This window comes from Stenotrophomonas sp. 93052_Sma (assembly GCF_056481145.1).
This window is the reverse complement of record NZ_CM151134.1, coordinates 1,582,078-1,603,355: the sequence shown is the minus strand read 5'-3', so window position 1 is coordinate 1,603,355 and position 21,278 is coordinate 1,582,078. Positions and strand designations below refer to the sequence as shown.

Annotated in this window: 16 protein-coding genes and 4 pseudogenes; 10 read left to right on the top strand and 10 right to left on the bottom strand. The window is 67.1% G+C overall.

Going from position 1 to position 21,278, the window contains the following annotated elements; all coding sequences use genetic code 11:
* Positions 1 to 118 precede the first annotated feature (118 nt).
* Both ACZK2V_RS07470 and ACZK2V_RS07465 read right to left on the bottom strand, forming a co-directional pair.
* Positions 119 to 1,045, bottom strand: a complete 927-nt coding sequence (locus tag ACZK2V_RS07470; protein WP_486323067.1) for a lytic transglycosylase domain-containing protein — start codon at positions 1,043 to 1,045, stop codon at positions 119 to 121.
* Positions 1,046 to 1,091: 46 nt separating this feature from the next.
* Positions 1,092 to 2,060 carry a helix-turn-helix transcriptional regulator gene (locus tag ACZK2V_RS07465; protein WP_049423265.1) on the bottom strand — a complete coding sequence of 323 codons (969 nt, stop codon included), beginning with the start codon at positions 2,058 to 2,060 and terminating at the stop codon, positions 1,092 to 1,094.
* An 80-nt stretch (positions 2,061 to 2,140) separates the two neighbouring features.
* Here ACZK2V_RS07465 and ACZK2V_RS07460 point away from each other — a divergent pair, with 80 nt between their 5' ends.
* Both ACZK2V_RS07460 and miaB read left to right on the top strand, forming a co-directional pair.
* The gene (locus ACZK2V_RS07460) at positions 2,141 to 2,761 is read left to right on the top strand and encodes a glutathione S-transferase family protein (RefSeq protein WP_049423267.1); all 621 of its coding nucleotides are present in this window, start codon (positions 2,141 to 2,143) and stop codon (positions 2,759 to 2,761) included.
* Between the two features lie 200 nt (positions 2,762 to 2,961).
* Positions 2,962 to 4,378, top strand: a pseudogene (gene miaB / locus ACZK2V_RS07455) (tRNA (N6-isopentenyl adenosine(37)-C2)-methylthiotransferase MiaB).
* A 79-nt stretch (positions 4,379 to 4,457) separates the two neighbouring features.
* On the opposite strand, the pseudogene ACZK2V_RS07450 reads toward miaB, so the two are convergent.
* The 3 genes and pseudogenes from ACZK2V_RS07450 to ACZK2V_RS07440 all read right to left on the bottom strand — a co-directional run bounded on the left by ACZK2V_RS07450 (position 4,458) and on the right by ACZK2V_RS07440 (position 7,463).
* Positions 4,458 to 5,568: pseudogene (locus ACZK2V_RS07450) on the bottom strand (ABC transporter permease).
* A pseudogene (locus ACZK2V_RS07445) lies at positions 5,565 to 6,492 on the bottom strand (ABC transporter ATP-binding protein). The pseudogenes ACZK2V_RS07450 and ACZK2V_RS07445 overlap by 4 nt, the downstream one beginning before the upstream one ends.
* Before the next feature lie 14 nt (positions 6,493 to 6,506).
* The gene (locus ACZK2V_RS07440; RefSeq protein WP_486323066.1) at positions 6,507 to 7,463 is read right to left on the bottom strand and encodes an HlyD family secretion protein; all 957 of its coding nucleotides are present in this window, start codon (positions 7,461 to 7,463) and stop codon (positions 6,507 to 6,509) included.
* Between the two features lie 483 nt (positions 7,464 to 7,946).
* On the opposite strand from ACZK2V_RS07440, the gene ACZK2V_RS07435 reads away from it, so the two are divergent.
* From ACZK2V_RS07435 to ACZK2V_RS07405, 7 genes are all read left to right on the top strand, one after another.
* The gene (locus tag ACZK2V_RS07435; protein WP_019337148.1) at positions 7,947 to 8,933 is read left to right on the top strand and encodes a PhoH family protein; all 987 of its coding nucleotides are present in this window, start codon (positions 7,947 to 7,949) and stop codon (positions 8,931 to 8,933) included.
* Positions 8,930 to 9,415: an rRNA maturation RNase YbeY gene (gene ybeY, locus ACZK2V_RS07430; RefSeq protein WP_049399905.1), complete on the top strand. Its 486-nt coding sequence runs from the start codon at positions 8,930 to 8,932 to the stop codon at positions 9,413 to 9,415. Before ACZK2V_RS07435 ends, ybeY begins: the two co-directional genes overlap by 4 nt.
* Positions 9,416 to 9,456: 41 nt before the next feature.
* On the top strand, positions 9,457 to 10,065 hold the full coding sequence (locus tag ACZK2V_RS07425; protein WP_201118617.1) for a hypothetical protein: 609 nt from the start codon (positions 9,457 to 9,459) through the stop codon (positions 10,063 to 10,065).
* Positions 10,065 to 10,652, top strand: coding sequence for a hypothetical protein (locus ACZK2V_RS07420; protein ID WP_193391264.1), 588 nt, complete (start codon positions 10,065 to 10,067; stop codon positions 10,650 to 10,652). Before ACZK2V_RS07425 ends, ACZK2V_RS07420 begins: the two co-directional genes overlap by 1 nt.
* Positions 10,653 to 10,716: 64 nt before the next feature.
* Positions 10,717 to 11,598 (top strand): CorC family transporter, encoded by an 882-nt coding sequence (locus tag ACZK2V_RS07415; RefSeq protein WP_005408827.1) that lies wholly within the window; start codon positions 10,717 to 10,719, stop codon positions 11,596 to 11,598.
* Positions 11,595 to 12,845: a lipoprotein N-acyltransferase Lnb domain-containing protein gene (locus ACZK2V_RS07410; RefSeq protein WP_486323065.1), complete on the top strand. Its 1,251-nt coding sequence runs from the start codon at positions 11,595 to 11,597 to the stop codon at positions 12,843 to 12,845. Before ACZK2V_RS07415 ends, ACZK2V_RS07410 begins: the two co-directional genes overlap by 4 nt.
* A 6-nt stretch (positions 12,846 to 12,851) precedes the next feature.
* A complete protein-coding gene (locus tag ACZK2V_RS07405) occupies positions 12,852 to 13,874 on the top strand; it encodes a magnesium and cobalt transport protein CorA (protein ID WP_180844490.1) in 1,023 nt (340 codons plus the stop codon).
* 140 nt (positions 13,875 to 14,014) lie between these two features.
* Here the strand turns inward: ACZK2V_RS07405 and ACZK2V_RS07400 are convergent, their stop codons facing one another.
* The 4 genes from ACZK2V_RS07400 to ACZK2V_RS07385 all read right to left on the bottom strand — a co-directional run bounded on the left by ACZK2V_RS07400 (position 14,015) and on the right by ACZK2V_RS07385 (position 18,367).
* Positions 14,015 to 15,379, bottom strand: a complete 1,365-nt coding sequence (locus ACZK2V_RS07400; protein WP_486323064.1) for an NAD-dependent succinate-semialdehyde dehydrogenase — start codon at positions 15,377 to 15,379, stop codon at positions 14,015 to 14,017.
* Between the two features lie 83 nt (positions 15,380 to 15,462).
* Positions 15,463 to 16,305, bottom strand: a complete 843-nt coding sequence (locus ACZK2V_RS07395; protein WP_008267688.1) for an ABC transporter permease subunit — start codon at positions 16,303 to 16,305, stop codon at positions 15,463 to 15,465.
* Entirely contained in the window at positions 16,302 to 17,234 is a 933-nt protein-coding gene (locus ACZK2V_RS07390; protein ID WP_049399899.1) for an ABC transporter permease subunit, read from the bottom strand. Before ACZK2V_RS07390 ends, ACZK2V_RS07395 begins: the two co-directional genes overlap by 4 nt.
* The gene (locus ACZK2V_RS07385; RefSeq protein ID WP_094000136.1) at positions 17,231 to 18,367 is read right to left on the bottom strand and encodes an ABC transporter ATP-binding protein; all 1,137 of its coding nucleotides are present in this window, start codon (positions 18,365 to 18,367) and stop codon (positions 17,231 to 17,233) included. Before ACZK2V_RS07385 ends, ACZK2V_RS07390 begins: the two co-directional genes overlap by 4 nt.
* Before the next feature lie 273 nt (positions 18,368 to 18,640).
* Here ACZK2V_RS07385 and ACZK2V_RS07380 point away from each other — a divergent pair.
* A pseudogene (locus tag ACZK2V_RS07380) lies at positions 18,641 to 20,039 on the top strand (flavin-containing monooxygenase).
* Positions 20,040 to 20,078: 39 nt separating this feature from the next.
* Here ACZK2V_RS07380 and ACZK2V_RS07375 read toward each other — a convergent pair.
* A complete protein-coding gene (locus ACZK2V_RS07375) occupies positions 20,079 to 21,188 on the bottom strand; it encodes a polyamine ABC transporter substrate-binding protein (RefSeq protein ID WP_032127877.1) in 1,110 nt (369 codons plus the stop codon).
* Positions 21,189 to 21,278: the final 90 nt, after the last annotated feature.

The window sequence follows — 21,278 nt, the reverse complement described above, 5'->3', positions numbered from 1 at the left end:
GGGCGAGTGTAGCGGAACCGTCGCGCGCCACACAACGCATTGCAACAACTCTTTCAGATGCGTGCCGCCTGACAGTCGGCGCCTACCTGTTCAAGGAGTGCCGACCAACGGTCGGCACCTACTGGTGACTCAGGGCGGTGCGGTAACGCTCGGCCAGCTGCCCGACCCGGCGCACGTAGTACTGCGTCTCGCTGTAGGGTGGCACGCCACCGTGGCGGTCGACCGCGCCTTCGCCGGCGTTGTAGCCGGCGGCAGCCAGGGTCAGGTCGCCGTTGAAGCGCTTCAGCAACCACGCAAGATACTGCACGCCACCGCGGATGTTCTGCCCGGCATCGTAGGAGTCACTGACCCCGAAACGGGCCGCGGTCGGCGGCATCAGCTGCATCAGGCCCTGCGCACCCGCGCGGCTGAGCGCGGTCGGGTTGTAGGCCGACTCGGCGTGGATGATCGCGCGCACCACAGCCTCTTCCACGCCGAACTCGCGCGCGGCCGAGGTGATCTCGGCCTGGAAGGCCGAGGTGTTCAGGCGCACGGTGCCGAAGTCCACGCGTGGATTGACCCCGCACGCGTAGCAGCGCTCCATGAAGCTGTAGCGGATGGTCCGCACCGGGCCGAGATTGGCGACCTGGGTCGGGCGCGCACTGGTGTAGTGGCGCACGCCGTCCTTCATGAAGGAATAGACCTGGCCGCTGACCATGCGTCCGGTGCGTGGGGCGACCGGCTGTGCTGGAGCAGCTGCGGGCGCGGATGAAGGTGTCGGCGCGACCGCTGCCGGCGTTGCGGCGCTGGCGGCAACGGCCACGGGATTGCGTTCGATGCTGGCCACCGTGGTCGGCGTCGGCCTTGGCGCGGCCACCACCGGGCGCGGCGCCGGACGGGTGTCGCGGCTGTAGCTGATGGTGCTGCAGCGCGCACCGGCCACCCGCTTGCTCACATAACTGGTGACGCCGTCAGGGCCCTGGCACTTGTACAGGGTTCCGGCGCTGGCCGGCGCAGCGGTCAGCGCAGCGATGATGATCGCCGTTGTCCCCAGTATCCCCTTCATGGCGGCGAGTGTCCCAGCTTCGCCGGGGCTTGCCAAGCGATGTGGCTCAGCCTGTGACCGACGGCACAGCCAGCACCTGGCCCAGCCCGGCCAGGCGCTGGGCCAGTTCGTCGCGCAGGCCCGGCGGCGTGGTCCACAGCGCCACCGGCACCCGGTCCAGGCTCAGGATCTGCGCCAGCATCATGCCCCGGCTCTCAGCACCCATGCGCAGCAGGCAGTGCTCGGCGCCGTCCGCCTCCAGCACTCCGCACCAGGGCGGAATGCGACCTTCCAGTTCAGCGCGGCTGCCGGCCAGACGGACGATGGCCTGCAGCGCGAACGGGGCCTGGCTGACCGCCTGCCGCACCATCACGTCCGGCGGCGCGGGGGTGCGCCGGTGCATGCCCGGCTCTGCACATTCCCGCACCGTTCCCATCCGGTCCACGCGCAGGGTACGCCAGTCCTGGCGTCCCAGATCCCAGGCCAGCAGGTACCAGCGCCGCCCGTAGTTGACCAGGTGCTGGGCCTCGACCTCGCGCAGGGTGACGGCCTCCTGCGCACTGCGGTATTCGAAGGCCAGCCGTGACGCCTGCCGACAGTACTGGGCCAGCCGCCCGAGCACGCGCGCATCGGTGGACGGAAGATCGGACAGGGTGGCGGTCGCTGCATGCACCTCGCCGGCCTGCTGGCGGCGACGGGTCGGCACCAGCGGGTCGAGCTTGGACAGCAGGCCACGCGCGGTGTCGTCAATGCCGGCGACGGTGGCCGAGGCCGCGCGCAGGGCGATGGCCAGGGTGGTCGCCTCTTCCTCATCCAACAGCATGGGAAGTACGGGTGCCCCTGCCCCCAGCTGGTAGCCGCCGCCAACCCCGGATGAGGCCTGCACCGGATAGCCCAGTTCGCGCAGGCGCTCGATGTCACGACGGATGCTGCGCCGGTCCACGCCCATGCGCTCGGCCAACTCGGCCCCGGACCACTGGCGACGGGCCTGCAGCAGGGCGATCAGGCGCAACAGTCGATGGGCGGTATGGCGCATGAAGGATCGAGGACAGAAGTCGTCCGCAATAGTGCCCCAGGATGAGCTCCAGTTCACCACCCACCGCAAGGAGCAATGCCATGACATCCCGCCAGATCACCCTGTACCACGCCGCCCGTTCACGCTCGAGCGGCGCCGTGGCCCTGCTCGAAGCGCTGGGTGCCGACTACCGCATGCAGGTGCTGGACCTGAAGGCCGGCGCCAACCTGGCCCCGGCCTACCTGGCCATCAACCCGATGGGCAAGGTACCGGCCATCGTCCACAACGGCGCACTGGTGACCGAGCAGGTGGCGATTTACCTGTACCTGGCCGACCTGTACCCGGAAGCCGGGCTGGCCCCGCCGATCGGCGACGCCCTGCGCGGCCCCTACCTGCGCTGGATGGCCTTCTACGGCGCCTGTTTCGAGCCGGCGATGATCGACAAGGCAATGCACCGCGAGCCGCCGCCGCGCCTGATGTCGCCCTACAACGACGCCGAGACCGTGCTGCAGGTGGTCGAGGCCCAGCTGGCGCAGGGGCCGTACCTGCTCGGCGAGAGGATGAGCGCCGCCGACGTGCTGTGGGGCAATGCGCTGGCCTGGACCACCGCCTTCGGCCTGGTGCAGCCGGCGCCGGCAACGGCTGATTACATTGCACGGATGAGTGCGATGACCGCTTTCGACCGTTCGCGGCAGATCGATGCGGAGCTGGCAGCGGCCTGAGGCATGCCGACGGGCGCGGCCGGGCGCTACCGGGGGGGCGGACCCGGAATTCCAGTAGATCCACGCCACGCGTGGATGACCCGCCCGCCGTGCCTGCGGGACGGAAAGCAGCCAGGCATGGCCTGGCTCTACTGGGCCGGCGCGCGCTGGGATGCGGGTAGAATTGCCCGCTTTCCCGCCACCCGAATGGATTAAGCGCCATGACCGGGACGCCAGACGTCTTTCCGCCCGCCACGCCGGGCGGTACCCCGCTCGTTGCCCTGCCCGCCGGTCCGCGCAAGCCCGACCAGGTGAAAGGCAAGCTGTACATCAAGACCCACGGTTGCCAGATGAACGAGTACGACTCGGCCAAGATGGCCGACGTGCTTGCCGCCAGCGATGGGCTGGAACTGACCGACAGCCCGGACGACGCCGACGTCATCCTGGTCAATACCTGCTCCATCCGCGAGAAGGCGCAGGAGAAGGTGTTCAGCCAGCTGGGCGTGTGGAAGGGCCTGAAGAACAAGGGCCGCGAGGTCATCATCGGCGTGGGTGGCTGCGTCGCTTCGCAGGAAGGCGAGGCAATCATCAAGCGCGCCGTTCGTCGACCTGGTGTTCGGCCCGCAGACCCTGCACCGCCTGCCGGAACTGATCCGTGCACGGCGCGAGCAGAAGCGCCCGCAGGTGGACATCAGCTTCCCCGAGATCGAGAAGTTCGACCGCCTGCCGGAACCGCGCGCCGAAGGCGCTTCGGCCTTCGTCTCGATCATGGAAGGCTGTTCCAAGTACTGCTCGTTCTGCGTGGTGCCCTACACCCGCGGTACCGAAGTCAGCCGCCCGTTCGAGGACGTGGTGGTGGAGGTGGCGCAGCTGGCTGCACAGGGCGTGCGTGAGATCAACCTGCTCGGCCAGAACGTCAATGCCTACCGCGGCCCGTATGGCGACGGCGAGTTTGCCGACCTCGGCCTGCTGATCCGCACCATCGCCGAGATCGACGGCGTCGGCCGCATCCGCTTCACCACCTCGCACCCGCTGGAGTTCAGCGATTCGCTGATCGACGCGTTCCGCGACGTGCCGCAGCTGGCCAACTTCCTGCACCTGCCGGTGCAGGCCGGCAGCGACCGCGTACTGTCGGCGATGAAGCGCGGCTACACCGCACTGGAATTCAAGTCGAAGATCCGCAAGCTGCGCGCGGTGCGCCCGGACATCTCGATCAGCTCGGACTTCATCGTCGGCTTCCCCGGCGAGACCGATGCCGATTTCGAGAAGACCATGAAGCTGATCGAGGACATCGGCTTCGACCACAGCTTCTCCTTCATCTATTCGCGCCGCCCGGGCACCCCGGCGGCCGACCTGGAGGACACGATCAGTGATGCCGAAAAGCACGCGCGCCTGTCGCGCCTGCAGGAGCGCATCAATGCGCACGCCGCCGGCATCTCCGAGAAGATGGTCGGTACCGTGCAGACCGTGCTGGTGGAAGGCCCTTCGCGCAAGAACCCGAACGAACTGACCGGCAAGACCGAGAACATGCGTTCGGTGAACTTCCCGGCGCCGGCGCGGTTGATCGGCCAGTTCGTGGACGTGGTGATCACCGAAGCGCTGACCAATTCGCTGCGCGCGCGCGTGGTGGCGGAATAAGGTTAGGGTGTGCCGACCAACGGTCGGCACCCACCGGAGTTGATGCCGGCCAGCGGCCGGCACTACCGGATGGCATGCCTCAATCCAATCGCTTGCGGAAACGCAGGATCGCCAGCGTCATCATCACCACGATGAAGGCCAGCAGCGCCAGTGCATCGTGCCACAGCTCCCACAGCGAGGCGCCGCGCAGCATGATGCCGCGCACCAGGCGCAGGAAGTGGGTCAGCGGCAGCACTTCGGCCAGCCACTGCACCGGCCGTGGCATGCCGGCGAACGGGAACATGAAGCCAGACAGCAGGATCGACGGCAGGAACAGGAACAACGTCATCTGCATCGCCTGGAACTGCGAGCGCGCGCGTTGAGATCAGCAGGCCCAGCGCCAGGTTGGCCAGCACCAGCAGCACCGCGGCCAGATAGATGTCCAGCAGGCTGCCGCGGATCGGCACCTGGAACAGCCAGGTGCCCAGCACCAGTACCAGCGTGGTCTGCAGCAGACCGATGGCCGCATAGGGCAGCACCTTGCCGACCATCAGTTCGCTGCGCGACACCGGTGTGGCGATCAGCAGTTCCATGTTGCCGCGCTCGCGTTCGCGCACCACCGCTACGGCCGTGAACATCACCAGGGTCATGGTCAGGATCACCCCGATCAGGCCCGGCACGATGTTCACCGCCGAACGCCGCTGCGGGTTGTAGAAGCTGGTCACGCTGATCGGACCACCGGCGATGCTGCCTTCGCGCAGCGGCCACGTGTTGCTGGTCGGGCGCGTATCCAGCGGCACCTGTGCCAGCTGGATCGCTGCGCTCTGTACCACGGTGTCGCTGCCGTCGACCAGCACCTGTACCGCCTCGCGTCCATCGAAGCGACGACGCTCGAAGTCGGCCGGCACCACGATGCCGACACTGATTTCGCCACGGCGCAGCGCCTGCATCAGTTGATCGGGCGTGTACGCCTCGCTGCGCGGCGTGATCACGCCGGTGGCGACCATGTCCTGCACCAGCGCGCGTGACGCCGCGCTGTTGGCTTGGTCAGCGACACCGGCGTTGAGATGGCGCAGGTTGAGATTGATCGCGTAGCCGAACAGCAGCAGCTGCATCACCGGAATGCCGACGATCATCGCCAGCGTGATGCGGTCGCGGCGCAGCTGCCGCAGCTCCTTGAGCATGATCGCCCACAGGCGGCGCAGGTTCATGCCGCCGGCTCCCGGCCACGGCCGCGGGTGGCCGCCACGAACACGTCTTCCAGGTTCGGTGCCACCGCCTCGATGCGGGCCTGCGGATCGGCGCTGGCCAGCGCGCCGCAATGCGGCGGCGTCCGCGACATCCTCGCTGCACAATACCCGCAGCTGGGTGCCGATCTGCGCCACGCTCAGCACGCCGGGCAGCTCAGACAGTGCGCGGCTGGCCTGGCGCGGCTGCGTCGAGGTGACCTGCAGCGTGCGGCCGTCCAGCCGTGCACACAGTTCGGCCGGCGTGCCGTCGGCCACCAGTGCGCCACGATCAAGGATCGCCAGCCGGTGGCAGCGCTCGGCCTCGTCCATGTAGTGGGTCGACACCAGCACCGTGGTGCCGGCATCAGCCAGCTCGAACAGGGCTTCCCAGAAATCGCGGCGCGATTCGGGATCGACCGCACTGGTCGGCTCGTCCAGGAACAGCAGTTCGGGCGAATGCACCACGGCACCGGCCAAGGCCAGGCGCTGCTTCTGGCCACCACTGAGCGTGCCACCCAGTTGTGGCTGGCGGTCCTGCAGCCGGTATTGCTGCAGCAGTTCGTCGACCCGCTGCCGGGCCTGTGCGCGCGGCAGGTCCTGGATGGCGGCGAGGAACTCCAGGTTCTCGCGCACCGACAGATCTTCATACAACGAGAAGCGCTGGGTCATGTAGCCGATGCGTCGGCGCAGCGCTTCGGCCTGCTCGGGAACCGCCAACCCCAGCACCTCGATCTGCCCTGCGCTGGGTTCCAGCAGGCCGCACAGCATGCGGATGGTGGTCGACTTGCCGGACCCGTTCGGGCCCAGAAACCCGTATACCTGTCCGCGCGGCACGGTCAGGTCGACGTTGTCCACGGCCAGAAGATCGCCGAAGCGGCGCGTCAGCCCGCGTGCGTGGACCGCGATGTCCTCGCCGGTGTTCAGAAGCGCACCTGCACCGGCAGCCCGGCCGGAAGCTTCTGCATGTCGGCGGCCACATCCACTTCGATCTCGGCCAGATAACTCAGCCGTTCGACGTCATCGCCGGTCAGTGCGTAGTACGGCGTGAACGATGGTTCGCTACGGATCGCACGTACATGCCCCTTCAGCACGGTGTTGCCGCCTTCCAGCTGTATCTGCGCGGCCTGGCCGACCTTCACCTGCAGACGCAGCGGTTGCGGCAGGTAGACGCGCGCATAGGGGCGCTCGCCGACCAGCATCACTGCCAGCGGCGCACCGATCGGTGCCTGGTCACCCTGCCGGTAGGGCAATGCATCGACTACCCCGTCGCGCGGTGCACGCAACTGCAGCTTCTGCAGGTTCACGCTCTGTACCACCTGCTGTGCCCGTGCGGCATCGGCGGCCGCCTGGCCCTGGGCGATATCCTGCACACGGCTGCCGTGCACCCGCTCCAGCCAGGCCTGCTCGGCAGCACGCACGCTGGCTTCGGCATTGCCGGCGGCGGCGCGTGCTCGATCCAGTTCAGCGGCGGCAATCAAGCGCTGCTGGGCCAACGGCTGGACCCGTCGGTAATAGGCACTTGCTTCGGCAGCCTGTGCGCGCAACGCGGCCAGTTGTGCCTTGGCCTGAGCGATCTGCTCCTGGCGTGGGCCGATCTGCAGTTCTTCCAGCTGCGCCTGCGCACGCGCCGTATCAGCCTGCGCTGCGGCGAACTGCGCGTCTCCCCGCGCCGGGTCCAGCTGCATCAGCACGGCCCCGGCCTTGACCTGCTGGCCCTCGCGCACCTCCACCGTGGCGATCACTTCGGCCGCCGGTGCCGGCACCGTGATCCGGTCCCACTCCAGCGTGCCCAGCGCAGTCGGCGTTGACTGCCCACACCCCACCAGCAGGCCGATGCCCGCCAGTCCGATTCCACGCATCCCGTTGCCGATGCCCATGCCATCCCCTCCTGCGACGGCGACACGGTGCCATGTGCCCCGTGCACCCTCAATGATTCCAATCAGCCCTGACGGTTTTTTCACCACGCGTGGGCAAGCCTTTTGCTGCAAGGCTCCGCACCACCTATCCACAGGTTGATTCGGCATCATTCCACAACCGTTGTGGAAATCCGGCACGACCTGGCGCTGTTGCTCGCCGGGCAACGAAACCTGCACTGCCATCACGATGAATGCCCCCCGCGCAGGCCCCCCGTGGCAGTGCTGCCGTAGCGACCGGCGACCATGACGCTTTTTTCACCAGGACCTCATGGGCCTTGTGGCACAAGCAGTGCGAAGGTCTATCCACAGGTTTCCGCGTGCCCCGTCCACACCGGGTGTGGAAAACGCTGTATCGACCGTCTGCTGGCCGTGTGCCCCGCACGCGCGCTACCCTTGTCCTCCCTGAATACACTGCGGTGGAAGGCGTCCGCCCCACCCCAAGCAATGAAAAGCATCGATCATCGAGACTTCACCCTGTCGCCGGAAGACAACGAGCGACTGGCCAACCTGTGCGGCCCCTTCGACGGGCACCTGCGCCAGATCGAGCTGAAGCTCGGCGTGGAGATCGCAAATCGTGGCTTCGTGTTCCGCATCAGCGGCCCCAACGAAGCCATTGTCGAGGCGCAGAAGCTGGTTGAAGCGCTGTACGCCGAAGCCGGCGAAACGACCTTCGACAACCATGCCATCCACCTGCGCCTGGCGCAGGCCAATGTCGAGCAGATCGCCGAGCGCTCCTACGAAGCGCAGGAGGTTGCGATCAAGGTCAAGCGCGGCACGGTGCGCGGCCGCGGCGCCAACCAGGGCCGTTACCTGCACCAGATCGCCACCCACGACATCAACTTCGGCATCGGCCCGGCCGGCACCGGCAAGACTTTCCTGGCCGTGGCCAGCGCGGTCGAGGCCCTGAATGAATCGCGGGTGCAGCGCCTGATCCTGGTGCGCCCGGCGGTGGAGGCCGGCGAGAAGCTGGGCTTCCTGCCCGGCGACCTGAGCCAGAAGGTCGATCCCTACCTGCGACCGCTGTACGACGCCCTGTACGAGATGATGGGCGTGGAAAAGGTGGTCAAGCTGCTGGAGAAGAACGTCATCGAGATCGCGCCGCTGGCCTACATGCGCGGCCGCACGCTCAACGATGCGTTCGTGATCCTGGACGAAGCACAGAACACCACCATCGAGCAGATGAAGATGTTCCTGACCCGCCTCGGCTACGGCTCCACCGCGGTGGTCACCGGTGACCTGACCCAGACCGACCTGCCCAAGCACGTGAAGTCCGGCCTGCGCGACGCCATCGACGTGCTGCGTGAGGTCGAGGGCGTCAGCTTCACCTTCTTCGAATCCCGTGACGTGGTCCGCCACCCGCTGGTCGCGCGCATCGTGAGCGCGTACGACCGCCGCGACCTGCATCAGATCCAACCTGGAGCAACTCCATGACCCGTGGTCCCGTGCGATTGGACGTCGCCGTCAGCTATGCCCTGCCGCGCGCCGGCCTGCCGGCGGCAGTGAGCTTCCGCAAGTGGGTGGCCGCCGCGTTGAAGGGCCGCATCCGCGAGGCCGATCTGGCCATCCGCGTGGTCGATGCCAAGGAAGGACAGTCGTTGAACCGCCATTACCGCGGCAAGGACTACGCCACCAACGTGCTCAGCTTCCCGGCCGAAGTGCCCGAAGGCCTGCCCAAGGGCGTCAAATTCCCGCTGCTGGGTGACCTGGTGATCTGTGCTCCGGTCGTGGCACGGGAGGCCGACGAACAGAGCAAGGCGCTCAATGCCCATTACGCGCATCTGACCGTGCACGGCGTGCTGCACCTGCTCGGCTGGGACCACGAGGACGACAAGGAAGCCGAGGCGATGGAGCAGCTGGAGCGGGAGATCCTGGCCGAGCTGGGCATCGACGATCCATACGCGGGCGAGCGCTGAGCGGGCCGCCGCCCGTCGCCAGGAACACGAGAGGAACAAGGATGACCTCGGGAAACGGCTCAATGATGTTTGTGATCGGCGCCACCTTGTTCGCCATGCTGCTGGTGCTGGGTGCCTATACCGTGCGCCGCGTCGGCGCCCGCGACCCCAGCGGCAGGCACTGGCTGCTGCGCAGCCTGGCCCTGCTCTCGCCCGTGTGCCTGCTGGCCGGGCTGGCGATCGGCATGATCGGCCCGCACCTCAGCGGACGGTTGGAACCGGCCCATCTCCCCGGTCTGCTTGAAACGTCGATGGTGCTGACGCTGGTGGGTGCACTGACCCTTCCGCTCCTGTGGCGGATGATCGTGCACCGCCGCCTGGGCCGCTCCGTGAACGCACTCCCGTTCTTCCACGCCAGCCGTACCTCGCTGCTGGTGCTGTTCGTGCTGGCTGTGATCTACATGAAAGTGGGCAGGACCGCCGCAGCGGAACTGATGCCCTGGCTGACCAGCCCGGGCCTATGGCCGGCGGTGGCGCGCATCGCGGGGCAATCGATGCAGGTCGCCATGCTTGCGGTCGTGCTGACCCTCTCACTGATGGTCGTGCGGCGGGCGATGACTGGTTTCCTGCGCCTTCTCACCGGGCTGTTCAGGCGCTCGCCGGGGCTATGATGGCGGCCCTTCGCCTGCGGAAACCGACCGTGTCACTGCGCTGCTGCCTGCCCCTGCTCTGTGCCCTCGCCGCTCCCTCCGCCTTCGCCACCCGCCTGGACCTGCCGGCCCTGATCGAATGCCGCCAGGGCGTGGCCGAGCAGGCCGCGCTGGCGCCGCTGCTGGCCGATCCGCTGAAGGCCGTGGCCCAGGGCCTGCAACCGCTGCCGCAGGGCAACCAGTTCATGAGCGAGTTCCGGCTGGCCAGCCCGATCACCGTCTTCGGCCAACAGACCGAGCGGGTGGCGGTGGCCGGCGCCAGCATCATGGCGGTGCTCGACCAGGCCGACCCACGCCCGCTGGCCAAACGGCTGGAATTGGAGACCGGCTACGACCAGGACGGCAAGTTCATGGCCGGCCGCGAACTGGTCAGCCGCGACGTGACCGACCCGAAGACCGGCGAGGCCCAGATCGAGTCGATCATCCTCAGCGTCTCCACCGTGGCCTCCCACCCCGGCAAGACCCTGGCCGGCTGCACCTACAGCCTGGACCTGCCCGAGGAGGAGCCGGCCCCGGCCGCCCCAACCCCGGGCACCGGCAGTCACTGACAGGCCGTCACATCCTGCTAGACTTGGGTCAACGCCCGGCCTGCCGGGTGCCTTTTTTCCAGAGATGTCAGAAGACGACAGTAGTAGCTCCCCTGCGGAGCACAGTGAAAAGAAGCGCGGCTGGCTTGAACGCCTGACCTCCGCCTTCTCCGGCGAACCCCATACCCGCGACGAGCTGGTCGCTGTCCTGCACACCGCGCAGGAAGAGGGTCTGATCGCCGCCGATACCCTGAAGATGATGGAAGGCGCCATTTCGGTGGCCGAGCTGACCGTGGGCGACGTGATGATTTCGCGCTCGCAGATGGTCTCGCTGCCGGTTGAAGCGCCCTTCCTGGAACTGATGAAGCAGGTGGTCGAATCCGGCCATTCGCGCTTCCCGGTACACGGCGAGAACAAGGACGACATCCTTGGCATCCTGCTGGCCAAGGACCTGCTGCGCGGCGTGGTTGCCGACAACGGCCCGGCCAACGTGCGCGAGCTGCTGCGCCCGGCGGTGCTGATCCCGGAAGCGAAGAAGCTCAACGTGCTGCTGAAGGAATTCCGCCTGTCGCGCAACCACATGGCCATCGTGGTCGACGAGTACGGCGGTGTCGCCGGCCTGGTCACCATCGAGGACGTGCTGGAACAGATCGTCGGCGAGATCGACGACGAGCATGACGAGGCTGAAGATCCCTCGGCGCAGATCGCCATCCAGTCCGACGGCCAGTACGTGGTCGACGCGCTGACCCCGATCGGCGACTTCAACGAGCGCTTCGGCGCGACGTTCTCCGACGAGGACTACGACACCATCGGCGGCCTGGTCACCGAGGCCGTGGGCCATCTGCCGGAAGTCGGTGACGAGCTGGCGCTGGATCGCTTCATGTTCCGCGTGGCCCGCGCCGATGCGCGCCGGGTACAGGCCTTCCACGTGACCGTGCTGCCGCCGGACGCGCAGGACGACGCTTGAAGCGCCGCGGCCTGATCCTCATGGTGTGGCTGGCACTGTGCGTGCTGGCCATGGCCCTGCCGCTGGCCGCCTTCGCGCAGCCGGTGGCAGCCAGACCTGCCGTACCCGCGACCAACGCTGAAGCCCCTGCCCCGCGCATCGGCGTGGTGACCATGCAGCCGGGCACCGTGTTCTTCGAACGCTTCGGCCACGACGCCATCGTCGTGGTCGATCCGGTCAGCGGCGAGGCAACCTCGTACAACTTCGGCTACTTCGATCCGTCCGAGGACGATTTCATCAGCCGCTTCGCACGCGGCGACATGATGTATTACCTGGTGGCGCTGCCGTTGCAGCAGGACCTGTCCTACTACGACGAGACCGGCCGTGGCGCCAGCGTGCAGTGGCTGGACCTGCGCCCGGACCAGGCGCGTGCGCTGGCCGCCGACCTGGCCGAGCGGGCCAAGCCGGAAAACGCGCGCTACCACTACGATTACTACACCGCCAACTGCGCCACGATGGTGCGCGACACGGTGGACAAGGCATTGGGTGGCGGCCTGCAGTCGCAGCTGTCGGGGCGCTCGCGCGGCAACACCTACCGCAGTGAATCGGTCCGCCTGGCGTCGCCGGCACCGTGGATGTGGCTGGGCTTCGATGTCGGCCTTGGGCCGTTCGCCGACCAGCCGCTGTCGCGCTGGCAGGAAGCCTTCGTGCCGATGCGCCTGGCCGATGCGCTGCGCCAGGCACGCAACAGCGATGGCCGTCCGCTGGTGCAGTCCGAACAGGAACTGCTGCCGCATCGTATCGATCCGGAGCCGAAGGAATTCGCGCGCCGCTGGTGGCCGTGGCTGCTGCTCGGGCTGATCGTGGCCGGCGGCGTGCTGGCGCTGCGCAACCGCCCGCGCCTGCTGGCCGGGCTGGCCCTGCCGTTCTGGCTGCTGTGCGCCCTGTTTGGTGGCGTGCTGGTGTTCCTGTGGGGCTTCAGCATCCACTACGCCGCGTGGGCCAATCGCAACCTGCTGTTGCTTTCGCCGCTGGCCGTGCTGCTGTTGCCGGGTGCAATCGCCCTGCTGCGTCGTCGCGTGCCGGGCCGCATGTTCAGGGTCGTGCTGTGGCTGCTGGCGGTACAGGCGGTGGCCGCGCTGGTACTGCACTGGCTGAGCCTGCAGGCACAGTACAACGTGCAGTGGATCGTGCTGCTGCTGCCCGTCCACGTCGCGCTGGCATGGGTGCTGGGGCGTACTCCTCACTTGTCCAAAACACAGCCCTGACGCACGATGGCGGGCATGTCATTGCCCGCCTCTGCTGCCGCGCCCGCCTCGGCCAACCCCGCCTGCGTCATCAACTGCGTCCACTACGATGACGAGGGCAAACGCCACGACATCACCCTGGATGCCATCAGCGATGTCATTGCCAGTGGCAACGGCTTCGTCTGGGTCGGCCTGTACGACCCCAATGAAGATGTGCTGTTGAAACTGCAGGAAGAGTTCTGCCTGCACGACCTGGCCATCGAGGATGCGCGCAACGCGCACCAGCGGCCCAAGGTCGAGACCTACGGCAATTCGATGTTCGTGGTGGTGACCACCGCGCAGATGGTCGACGAGCGCATCCAGTACGGCGAAACCCATGCCTTCCTCGGCCCGCGCTTCCTGGTGACGGTACGCCATGGCGCGTCGCTGTCCTATGCCCCGGTGCGTGCGCGGGTGGAACGCGAGCCGCAGCTGCTGAAGATGGGCCCGTCGTACTGCCTGTACGCGGTGACCGACTTCGTGGTCGACAACTACCTGCCCATCGTGCACCGCTTCCGCGACACCCTGGAGCTGCTGGAGAAGGACATCTTCGCCGACACCTACAAGCGCAGCACGGTGGTGCGGCTGTACGAGCTCAAGCGCGAGCTGAACAAGATGCGGATGGCGGTGGCGCCGCTGCAGGACGTGCTGGCGCAGCTGCGCCGCTACCAGGGCGAGCTGATCCCCGACGAAGTGAAGCTGTACATCCGCGACGTGCACGACCACGCGGTACGCATCAGCGATGTGATCGACACGCTGCGCGAGATGCTGGGCACCGCGCTGAGCGTGAACCTGTCGCTGGTGACGCTGGCGCAGGGCGAGACGGTCAAGCGCCTGGGCGCATGGGCTGCGCTGCTCGCCGCGCCGACGCTGATCACCAGCTGGTACGGCATGAACTTCAGTCACATGCCGGAGCTGAGCGAACCCTGGTCGTACCCGCTGATGATCGTTGGCGTGGGCGGTGTTTGCGTGGGGCTGTACCGGTTGTTCAAGCGCGCGAAGTGGTTGTAGGGCGTATCGACCAACGGTCGATACCCACCGGACAGGTAGGCCACGACCGTTGGTCGTGGCGCATGACCCGCTTCTGGTAGTGCCGGCCGCTGGCCGGCAACCGGGCAATGCCGGCCAGCGGCCGGCACTACCGTTCGGCATCAAGCCACGTAGACGGTCTTGATGTTCATGAACTCATGGATGCCGTGGTCGGCCAGCTCCCGGCCGAAACCGGACTGTTTGCTGCCGCCGAACGGCAATCGCGCGTCGCTCTTGACGATGGCGTTGACGAACGCGGCACCGCACTCCATGCGCTGGGCGAAACGTTCGCCGCGCACTGGATCGCGCGTCCACACGCTGCCGCCCAGGCCGAAGCGGGTGTCGTTGGCCACGCGCAGTGCCTCGGCCTCGTCAGCGACACGGATCACCGCAGCCACCGGCCCGAACAGCTCCTCGTCGTAGGCCGGCATGCCCGGGCCGACCTGATCGAGCACGGTGGCCGGATAGCCGGCATGTGTACCCGCAATCGGCTCACCACCCAGCAGTACCCGCGCACCCTTGGCCACGCTGGCCTGCACCTGCTTGTGCAGTTCGTCACGCAGATCGGCACGGGCCATCGGCGCCAGCGTGGTACCGCGCTCGTCCGGATCACCGTACTGGCGCTCGCCCGCGGCTTCCACGAAGCGCCGGGTGAACTCATCGGCCACCGCCTCGACCACGATGAAGCGCTTGGCCGCGATGCAGGTCTGCCCGCTGTTGTCGAAGCGCGACTTCACCGCCGCCGCCACGGTCTTGTCGAGGTCGGCATCGTCGAGCACCACGAAGGCATCGCTGCCCCCCAGCTCCATCACCGACTTCTTCAGCTGGCTGCCCGCGTTGGATGCGATCGAGCGCCCTGCCCGCTCGCTGCCGGTCAGCGTCACCGCCTTCACCCGTGCGTCGCGCAGCACCTCAGCCGCCTGGTCGTTGTCGATGTGCAGTACATCGAACACGCCGTCAGGCAGGCCACCGTCACGGCATACCGCCAGGATCAGGTCGGCGCACTGCGGCACGTTGCTGGCGTGTTTGAGCAGGGCCACGTTGCCTGCCATGAACGCCGGGGCGAGGAAACGGAACACCTGCCAGATCGGGAAATTCCACGGCATCACCGCGAACACACAGCCGATCGGCTCGTAGCGCACATAGCTGCGCTGGGCTTCGGTGTCGATCAGCTGCGGCTTGAGATAATCAGCTGCGTGGTCGGCGTAGAACTCGCAGGCCGCCGCGCACTTGTCGACCTCGGCCAGCGCCTCTGCCTTGAGCTTGCCCATCTCGTGGGTCATCGCCTGCTGCAGATCATCGCGGCGCGCACGCAGTTGGCCAGCGATCTGCTTGAGGATCGCCCCCCGCTCCTGCAGCGAGCACTCGGCCCAGCCAGGGAAGGCATCGGCTGCGGCCTGCAGGCGCTGCTCGACGTCGGCAGCACCCATCAGTTCATGGCGGTAGGTCACCTGGCCGGTGGCCGGGTCGACAATCTCGACGGTCATGGGGGATCTCCATCTGGAAGACCCCCATTGTGCGCCGCTGTCCGTGAGCCGGGTGTTGCCGACGCTGTCGACAAACCGTGTGCTCAGCCGTTGTCCTGACGTGCCAACTGCAGGTCGCGCTGGCGCCGCTTCTCGGCGCGGGCATTGATGTACCAGCCGATCACCGCGGCGATCGATACCGCCGACACCAGCAGCGTGGCCAGTGCATTGATCTTCGGGCTGATACCCATGCGCACCGAGGCGAACACCTTCATCGGCAGCGTGGTCGAGCCCGGCGTGGCGACGAAGCTGGCCACCACCACGTCATCCAGCGACAGGGTGAACGCCAGCAGCCAACCGGCCACCAGCGCCGGCGCGATGATCGGCAGGGTGATGCGCCCGAACACGGTCAGCCGGCTCGCGCCCAGGTCCATCGCGGCTTCTTCCAGCGACAGGTCCATTTCCTGCAGGCGCGAGGACACCACCACGGTGACGAAGCACAGGGTGAAGGTGACGTGGGCGATCCAGATGGTGGTCAGGCCACGCGCCGGGAAGCCGGGAATCGCACCCATCGAGGCCAGCAGCGCCATCAGCGAGAAGCCGAGGATCACGTCCGGCATCACCAGCGGCGCGGTCACCAGTGCGCCGAACAGCGGCTTGCCACGGAAGCGCTTGAAGCGCGTCATCACCATCGCCGCCAGCGTGCCCAGCACGGTGGCGGTACAGGCGGTCCAGAACGCCACCACCAGGCTGGTCCACATCGCATCCATCAGCGCGCGGTCGGCGAACAGGTCGCTGTAGGCGCGGGTGGAGAACCCGGCCCAGACCATCGCCAGCCGCGAGCTGTTGAACGAATAGAACATCAACAACAGGATCGGCAGGTACAGGAAGGCGAAGCCGAGCAGCAGCACGCCCAGCCCGAGGCCCTTTGCGCTACGCGGGCTCATGCCTGCTTCCCTTCCAGCAGGCGCTGCTGGGAACGGTTGAACAGCAGGATCGGCACCAGCAGCAACAGGATCATCGCCACCGCCATCGCCGAGGCGCCCGGCCAGTTGCGGTTGTTGAAGAACTCGTTCCACAGCTGGCGGCCGACCATCAGCGTCTCCGAGCCACCCAGCATTTCCGGAATCACGAATTCGCCGATCGCCGGAATCATCACCAGCATGCAGCCGGCGATGATGCCGGCCTTGGACAGCGGCAGGGTGATGCGCAGGAACGCCTGCCACGGCTTGGCACCGAGGTCGTAGGCAGCTTCCAGCAGGCGGTGGTCATGCTTGACCAGGTTGGCGTACAGCGGCAGCACCATGAACGGCAGATAGCAGTAGACGATGCCGATATAGGCGGCGGTCGGGGTGTCGATCAGCTGCAGTTTCGGCAGGCCCATCGACGTCATCAGCGTCTGCAGACCGGTGAACTGCAGGAACTGGTCGAGCAGGCCGTTGCGGTCCAGGATCGCCTTCCATGCATACACGCGGATCAGGAACGAGGTCCACGAAGGCAGCACCACCAGCATCATCGCCACGTTGCGCGCAGCCGGCGACAGGCGCGCGATGGCGTAGGCCATCGGGTAGCCGATCAGCAGGGTCAGGAAGGTCGAGATCGCCGCGATCTTGATCGAGCTCAGGAACGCCTGCGCATAGATCGAATCGCGGAACAGCGCCAGGTAGTTCTCCAGGTTCAGCTTCAGCGAGAAGCCGCCATCGGCGTACTGCAGCAGCCAGGTGTACGGCGGCGAGCCGACCCGGCTGAGCGAGAAGCTGATCATCAGCACGATCAGGAACGGCACTGCGAAGAACAGCAGCAGCCACAGGTACGGAATGCCGATCACCGTGGCACGCAGCCCCGGCAGCCAGCGCTTCAGGCCGGCGACGCTCATGAGGTCAGCACCACGCCGTCGTTGTCGCGCCAGTGCACCCACACGCTGTCACCCCAGGTCAGGCCATCGCTGGCCCAGCGCTGCGAGTTGGCGAAGTTGGCCAGCACCTTGGCACCGCTGGGCAGGCGCACGTGGTAGACCGAGTGGCTGCCGAAGTAGGCAATGTCCTCGATCACGCCCTGCGCCTTGTTGGTGTGCCCTTCCGGCTCGTCCTTGCCGATCATCACCTTCTCCGGGCGCAGCGCGAACGCGACCGGCTGCCCTTCATAGCCGGTGATGCCATGGGCGATGTAGATCGGCGCAGGGAACAGCGGCGAGCGCACGGTCACGTACTCCGGCAGGTCCTCGTCGATCACCCCGTCGAACAGGTTGACCGAACCGATGAACTCGGCGACGAAGCGGTTGGCCGGCTGTTCGTAGACCTCGTCCGGCTTGCCGACCTGCTGGATCCAGCCGGCATCCATCACCGCGATGCGGGTGGCCATGGTCATCGCTTCTTCCTGGTCGTGGGTGACCATCACGCAGGTCACACCCGACGATTCGATGATGCTGACCAGTTCCAGTTGCATCTGCGAGCGCAGTTTCTTGTCCAGCGCGCCCATCGGCTCGTCCAGCAACAGCAGCTTCGGCCCTTTGGCCAGCGACCGCGCCAGCGCCACGCGCTGCTGTTGGCCGCCGGACAGCTGATGCGGCTTGCGCTTGCCCAGGTGGCCCATCTGCACCAGGTCGAGCATCTCGCCGACGCGCTTGCTGATCGCGTCCTTACCCAGGCCATCCTGCTTCAGGCCGAAGGCAATGTTCTGCTCGACCGTCATGTGCGGGAACAGGGCATAGGACTGGAACATCATGTTAACCGGCCGCTGATACGGCGGCAGCGCGTCCAGGCGCTGGCCGTCGAGGGTGATGCTGCCCTTGGTGGGCGTCTCGAAGCCACCCAGGCAGCGCAGCAGGGTCGATTTGCCACTGCCGGAGCCACCGAGCAGGGCAAAGATCTCGCCCTTGCGCACGTCCAGATTGACGTCGTCAACGGCGACGAAACCGTCGAATTCCTTGCGCAGGTCACGAATGGAGAGATAGCCGGGCGCACCGGTCGTGTCGACGACGGTGGCTACCGGCTGGGCTTCAACGGGCATGGGGGCTCCGGGAGCGGGCGGTGGACAGCGGCCGCCATTCTAACGGCCGGGGGGCCCAGGGGATATGACGGCGGCAGGCGGAAGCGGCCGCTGGCCAGCCCCGGGGGCCCTGGGAGTGTCGGTTTTCCCCCGCCATGGTGGCCTGTCCGCGCAAAGGCCCGGGCTCCCCTGGACGACCCTGCGGTCGTCCCGGCCAGACACCACAGGCGACGCCTCGATCTGCAACGTTTTTCAGAACCGGATCTGTTGATGGCCCGGGGCATTCCCCGCGCAATGGCCCGGATCAAGCCCTTGCATGGACCCACCCTGGTGACTTCCCCGGACCGCCCCTCCCCTTTCCCGCCCCGCCTGCCGGGCTCCCTGCCTGCAACGCTGCCGCTGGTCATCATCGGCGCCGGCCAGGCCGGGCTGTCCCTCAGCGCGCTCCTGCAGGAAGCCGGCGTCGAGCATCGCGTGCTGGAGGCCGAAACCGTGGGCGCCAGCTGGCAGCGGCGCTGGGATTCGTTCCAGACCAACACCGCCAACGCGACGATGGCCCTGCACGACCATGCCTATGCGGGCGACGACCCGGAAGGTTTCATGGGGGCCCCCGAGGTGATCCGGCGGCTGCGCGACTATGCCGACGAACGTTCGTTGCCGATCAGCGAAGGTTGTGCGGTTCAGCGGGTCACGCCCGAATCGGGCGGCTATGCCATCGAAACCAGCCACGGATTGATCCGGGCTGGGGCGGTTGTGGTCGCTACCGGCGAATACCGGCGCGCGGATGCCCCGGGTCCCCTTCGCGCCCGCACCGGGTCTGACGGTGCTGCACTCCGGCGACTACCGCAGCCCCCGCCAGCTGCCCGACGGCGGCGTGCTGGTCATCGGCGGTGGCCAGTCCGGCGCGCAGATCGCCCAGGACCTGCGCGACAGCGGTCGCAGCGTGCACTGGTCACTGGCCCAGCGGCATTCGCATACCCGCCGGCTGCGCGGCAAGGACTCGATGACCTGGTGGGACATGGCCGGGCGCATCCACCAGCACGTGAGTGAAGCGGCCGCCGTCCTGGCGGGAGAAGCGGATGCGCTGCGCAAGGCCCGCACCGCCGAGTTCCCGCTGATTTCCGGCAAGGGACGTGCCGGCCTGGGCAGCTCGATCAGCCTGCTGGCGATGCACCGCGCAGGCATCAGGCTGCTGGGCCGGTTGCAGGAATTCAGTGGAAACACCGCCCGCTTTGCCGATGTCCGCCCGCAGCTGCGCACCGCGATCGAGGCGACACGGACCGAATATGCCTATCTCGATTCGCTGGCCAGCGCGTACTACGCCACGCGGCACGAACCGCGCACCGACGATGCCCGCTACATTCCCGAAGAGGTCTATCTGCACTGGGAGCCGGACGCCGCCCCGCGTGAACTGGATCTGCAGGCCGCAGGCATCCGCTCGGTGGTGCTGGCCACCGGCTTCGTCGCCGAATGGCCCTGGCTCGACGTGCAGGGCGTGCTGGACGCACATGGCTACCCCCTCGGCGAGTTCGGTGTTTCTCCGCGGCCGGGGCTGTTCTTCATCGGCATGCACAACCTGCAGCGGATGAGTTCGTCGTTCCTGTGCAACGGCGGTCGCGATGCACGTGACCTGTTGCCGGCGATCCTGCGGCACCTTGACCAGGGCGGCGGTACCGCGCCCGGCCAAGGATGAAGCAATCCGCCGGGCATGGCCCGGCGGCGCCAGACCGGCTTAACGGCCGGTCTTCACCTCGGTCCACAGCCGGGTGTAGAGCTTGTCGGTTTCCGGCGTGTTGATCGAATAGGTGAACATCTTGTCGGCCACGTCGGCCGGCGGGTAGATGGTCGGGTCGGTACGGATCGCCTCATCCACCAGCGGGGTCGCGGTCGGCACCGGGTTGGCGTAGTGGATGAAGTTGGTGTTGGCCGCGGCAACCTTCGGCTGCAGCAGGTAGTTGATGAACGCGTACGCGGCTTCCGGATGCTTGGCATCCTTCGGGATCGCCAGCATGTCGAACCACTGCGGGGCGCCTTCCTTCGGGATCGAGTAGGCCACGTGCACGCCATTGCTGGCTTCCTCGGCGCGGTCGCGGGCCTGGATGATGTCACCCGACCAGCCCACCACCAGGCAGGTACCGCCGTTGGCCAGCGAACCCACGTACTGCGAGGAGTGGAAGTTCTGCACGTACGGGCGGATCGACTTCAGCAGGTCGGCCGCCTTCTGCAGCTCGGCCGGGTCGCCGCTGTGCGGGTCCAGGCCCAGGTAATGCAGCGCGATCGGGATCATGTCCGCCGGCGTGTCCAGGATGGTCACGCCGCAGTCCTTCATCTTGCTGATGTTCTCCGGCTTGAACACCAGGTCCCAGCTGTTGGCGATGTCGGTGCTGCCGCCGAAGCGCTGCTTCAGCATCTCCACGTTGTAGCCGATGCCGGTGGTGCCGATCATGTACGGCACGCCGTACTGGTTGCCCGGGTCCTGGGTGGCGATGCGCTTCATCACCGCCGGATCGAGGTTGGCCAGGTTCGGGATCTTGCTCTTGTCCAGCGGCAGGAACACGCCGGCCTGGATCTGGCGACCGAAGAAGTTCAGGGTCGGCACCACCACGTCGTAGCCGCTGTTGCCTGCCAGCAGCTTGGTCTCGACCATCTCATCACTGTCGAACACATCGTAGGTCACCTTGATGCCGCTCTCCTTCTCGAAGGTCGGGATGGTGTCCTCGGCGATGTAATCGCTGTAGTTGTAGACGTTCAGGACCTGGCTGTCCTGCGCGCCGCCGTTGCCACCGCTGCAGGCGGCGAGCATGGCGGAGGCCAGGCCGAGCGTGAGGATACGCAGCTTCATCGGGTGCTCCAGAATGCGGAAAGGGGGGCCGGCGGGGCCGGCGACGGGTGCCAGCCTACCCCCCGGCGGCGGATTTTTCTATTCCAGATG

What these genes read in the sequence shown, in the direction of transcription:
- ACZK2V_RS07470 (WP_486323067.1), bottom strand. Translation starts at nt 1,045, where the DNA reads ATGAAGGGGATACTGGGGACAACGGCGATCATCATCGCTGCGCTGACC.
- ACZK2V_RS07465 (WP_049423265.1), bottom strand. Translation starts at nt 2,060, where the DNA reads ATGCGCCATACCGCCCATCGACTGTTGCGCCTGATCGCCCTGCTGCAG.
- ACZK2V_RS07460 (WP_049423267.1), top strand. Translation starts at nt 2,141, where the DNA reads ATGACATCCCGCCAGATCACCCTGTACCACGCCGCCCGTTCACGCTCG.
- ACZK2V_RS07440 (WP_486323066.1), bottom strand. Translation starts at nt 7,463, where the DNA reads ATGGGCATCGGCAACGGGATGCGTGGAATCGGACTGGCGGGCATCGGC.
- ACZK2V_RS07435 (WP_019337148.1), top strand. Translation starts at nt 7,947, where the DNA reads ATGAAAAGCATCGATCATCGAGACTTCACCCTGTCGCCGGAAGACAAC.
- ybeY (WP_049399905.1), top strand. Translation starts at nt 8,930, where the DNA reads ATGACCCGTGGTCCCGTGCGATTGGACGTCGCCGTCAGCTATGCCCTG.
- ACZK2V_RS07425 (WP_201118617.1), top strand. Translation starts at nt 9,457, where the DNA reads ATGACCTCGGGAAACGGCTCAATGATGTTTGTGATCGGCGCCACCTTG.
- ACZK2V_RS07420 (WP_193391264.1), top strand. Translation starts at nt 10,065, where the DNA reads ATGGCGGCCCTTCGCCTGCGGAAACCGACCGTGTCACTGCGCTGCTGC.
- ACZK2V_RS07415 (WP_005408827.1), top strand. Translation starts at nt 10,717, where the DNA reads ATGTCAGAAGACGACAGTAGTAGCTCCCCTGCGGAGCACAGTGAAAAG.
- ACZK2V_RS07405 (WP_180844490.1), top strand. Translation starts at nt 12,852, where the DNA reads ATGGCGGGCATGTCATTGCCCGCCTCTGCTGCCGCGCCCGCCTCGGCC.
- ACZK2V_RS07400 (WP_486323064.1), bottom strand. Translation starts at nt 15,379, where the DNA reads ATGACCGTCGAGATTGTCGACCCGGCCACCGGCCAGGTGACCTACCGC.
- ACZK2V_RS07395 (WP_008267688.1), bottom strand. Translation starts at nt 16,305, where the DNA reads ATGAGCCCGCGTAGCGCAAAGGGCCTCGGGCTGGGCGTGCTGCTGCTC.
- ACZK2V_RS07390 (WP_049399899.1), bottom strand. Translation starts at nt 17,234, where the DNA reads ATGAGCGTCGCCGGCCTGAAGCGCTGGCTGCCGGGGCTGCGTGCCACG.
- ACZK2V_RS07385 (WP_094000136.1), bottom strand. Translation starts at nt 18,367, where the DNA reads ATGCCCGTTGAAGCCCAGCCGGTAGCCACCGTCGTCGACACGACCGGT.
- ACZK2V_RS07375 (WP_032127877.1), bottom strand. Translation starts at nt 21,188, where the DNA reads ATGAAGCTGCGTATCCTCACGCTCGGCCTGGCCTCCGCCATGCTCGCC.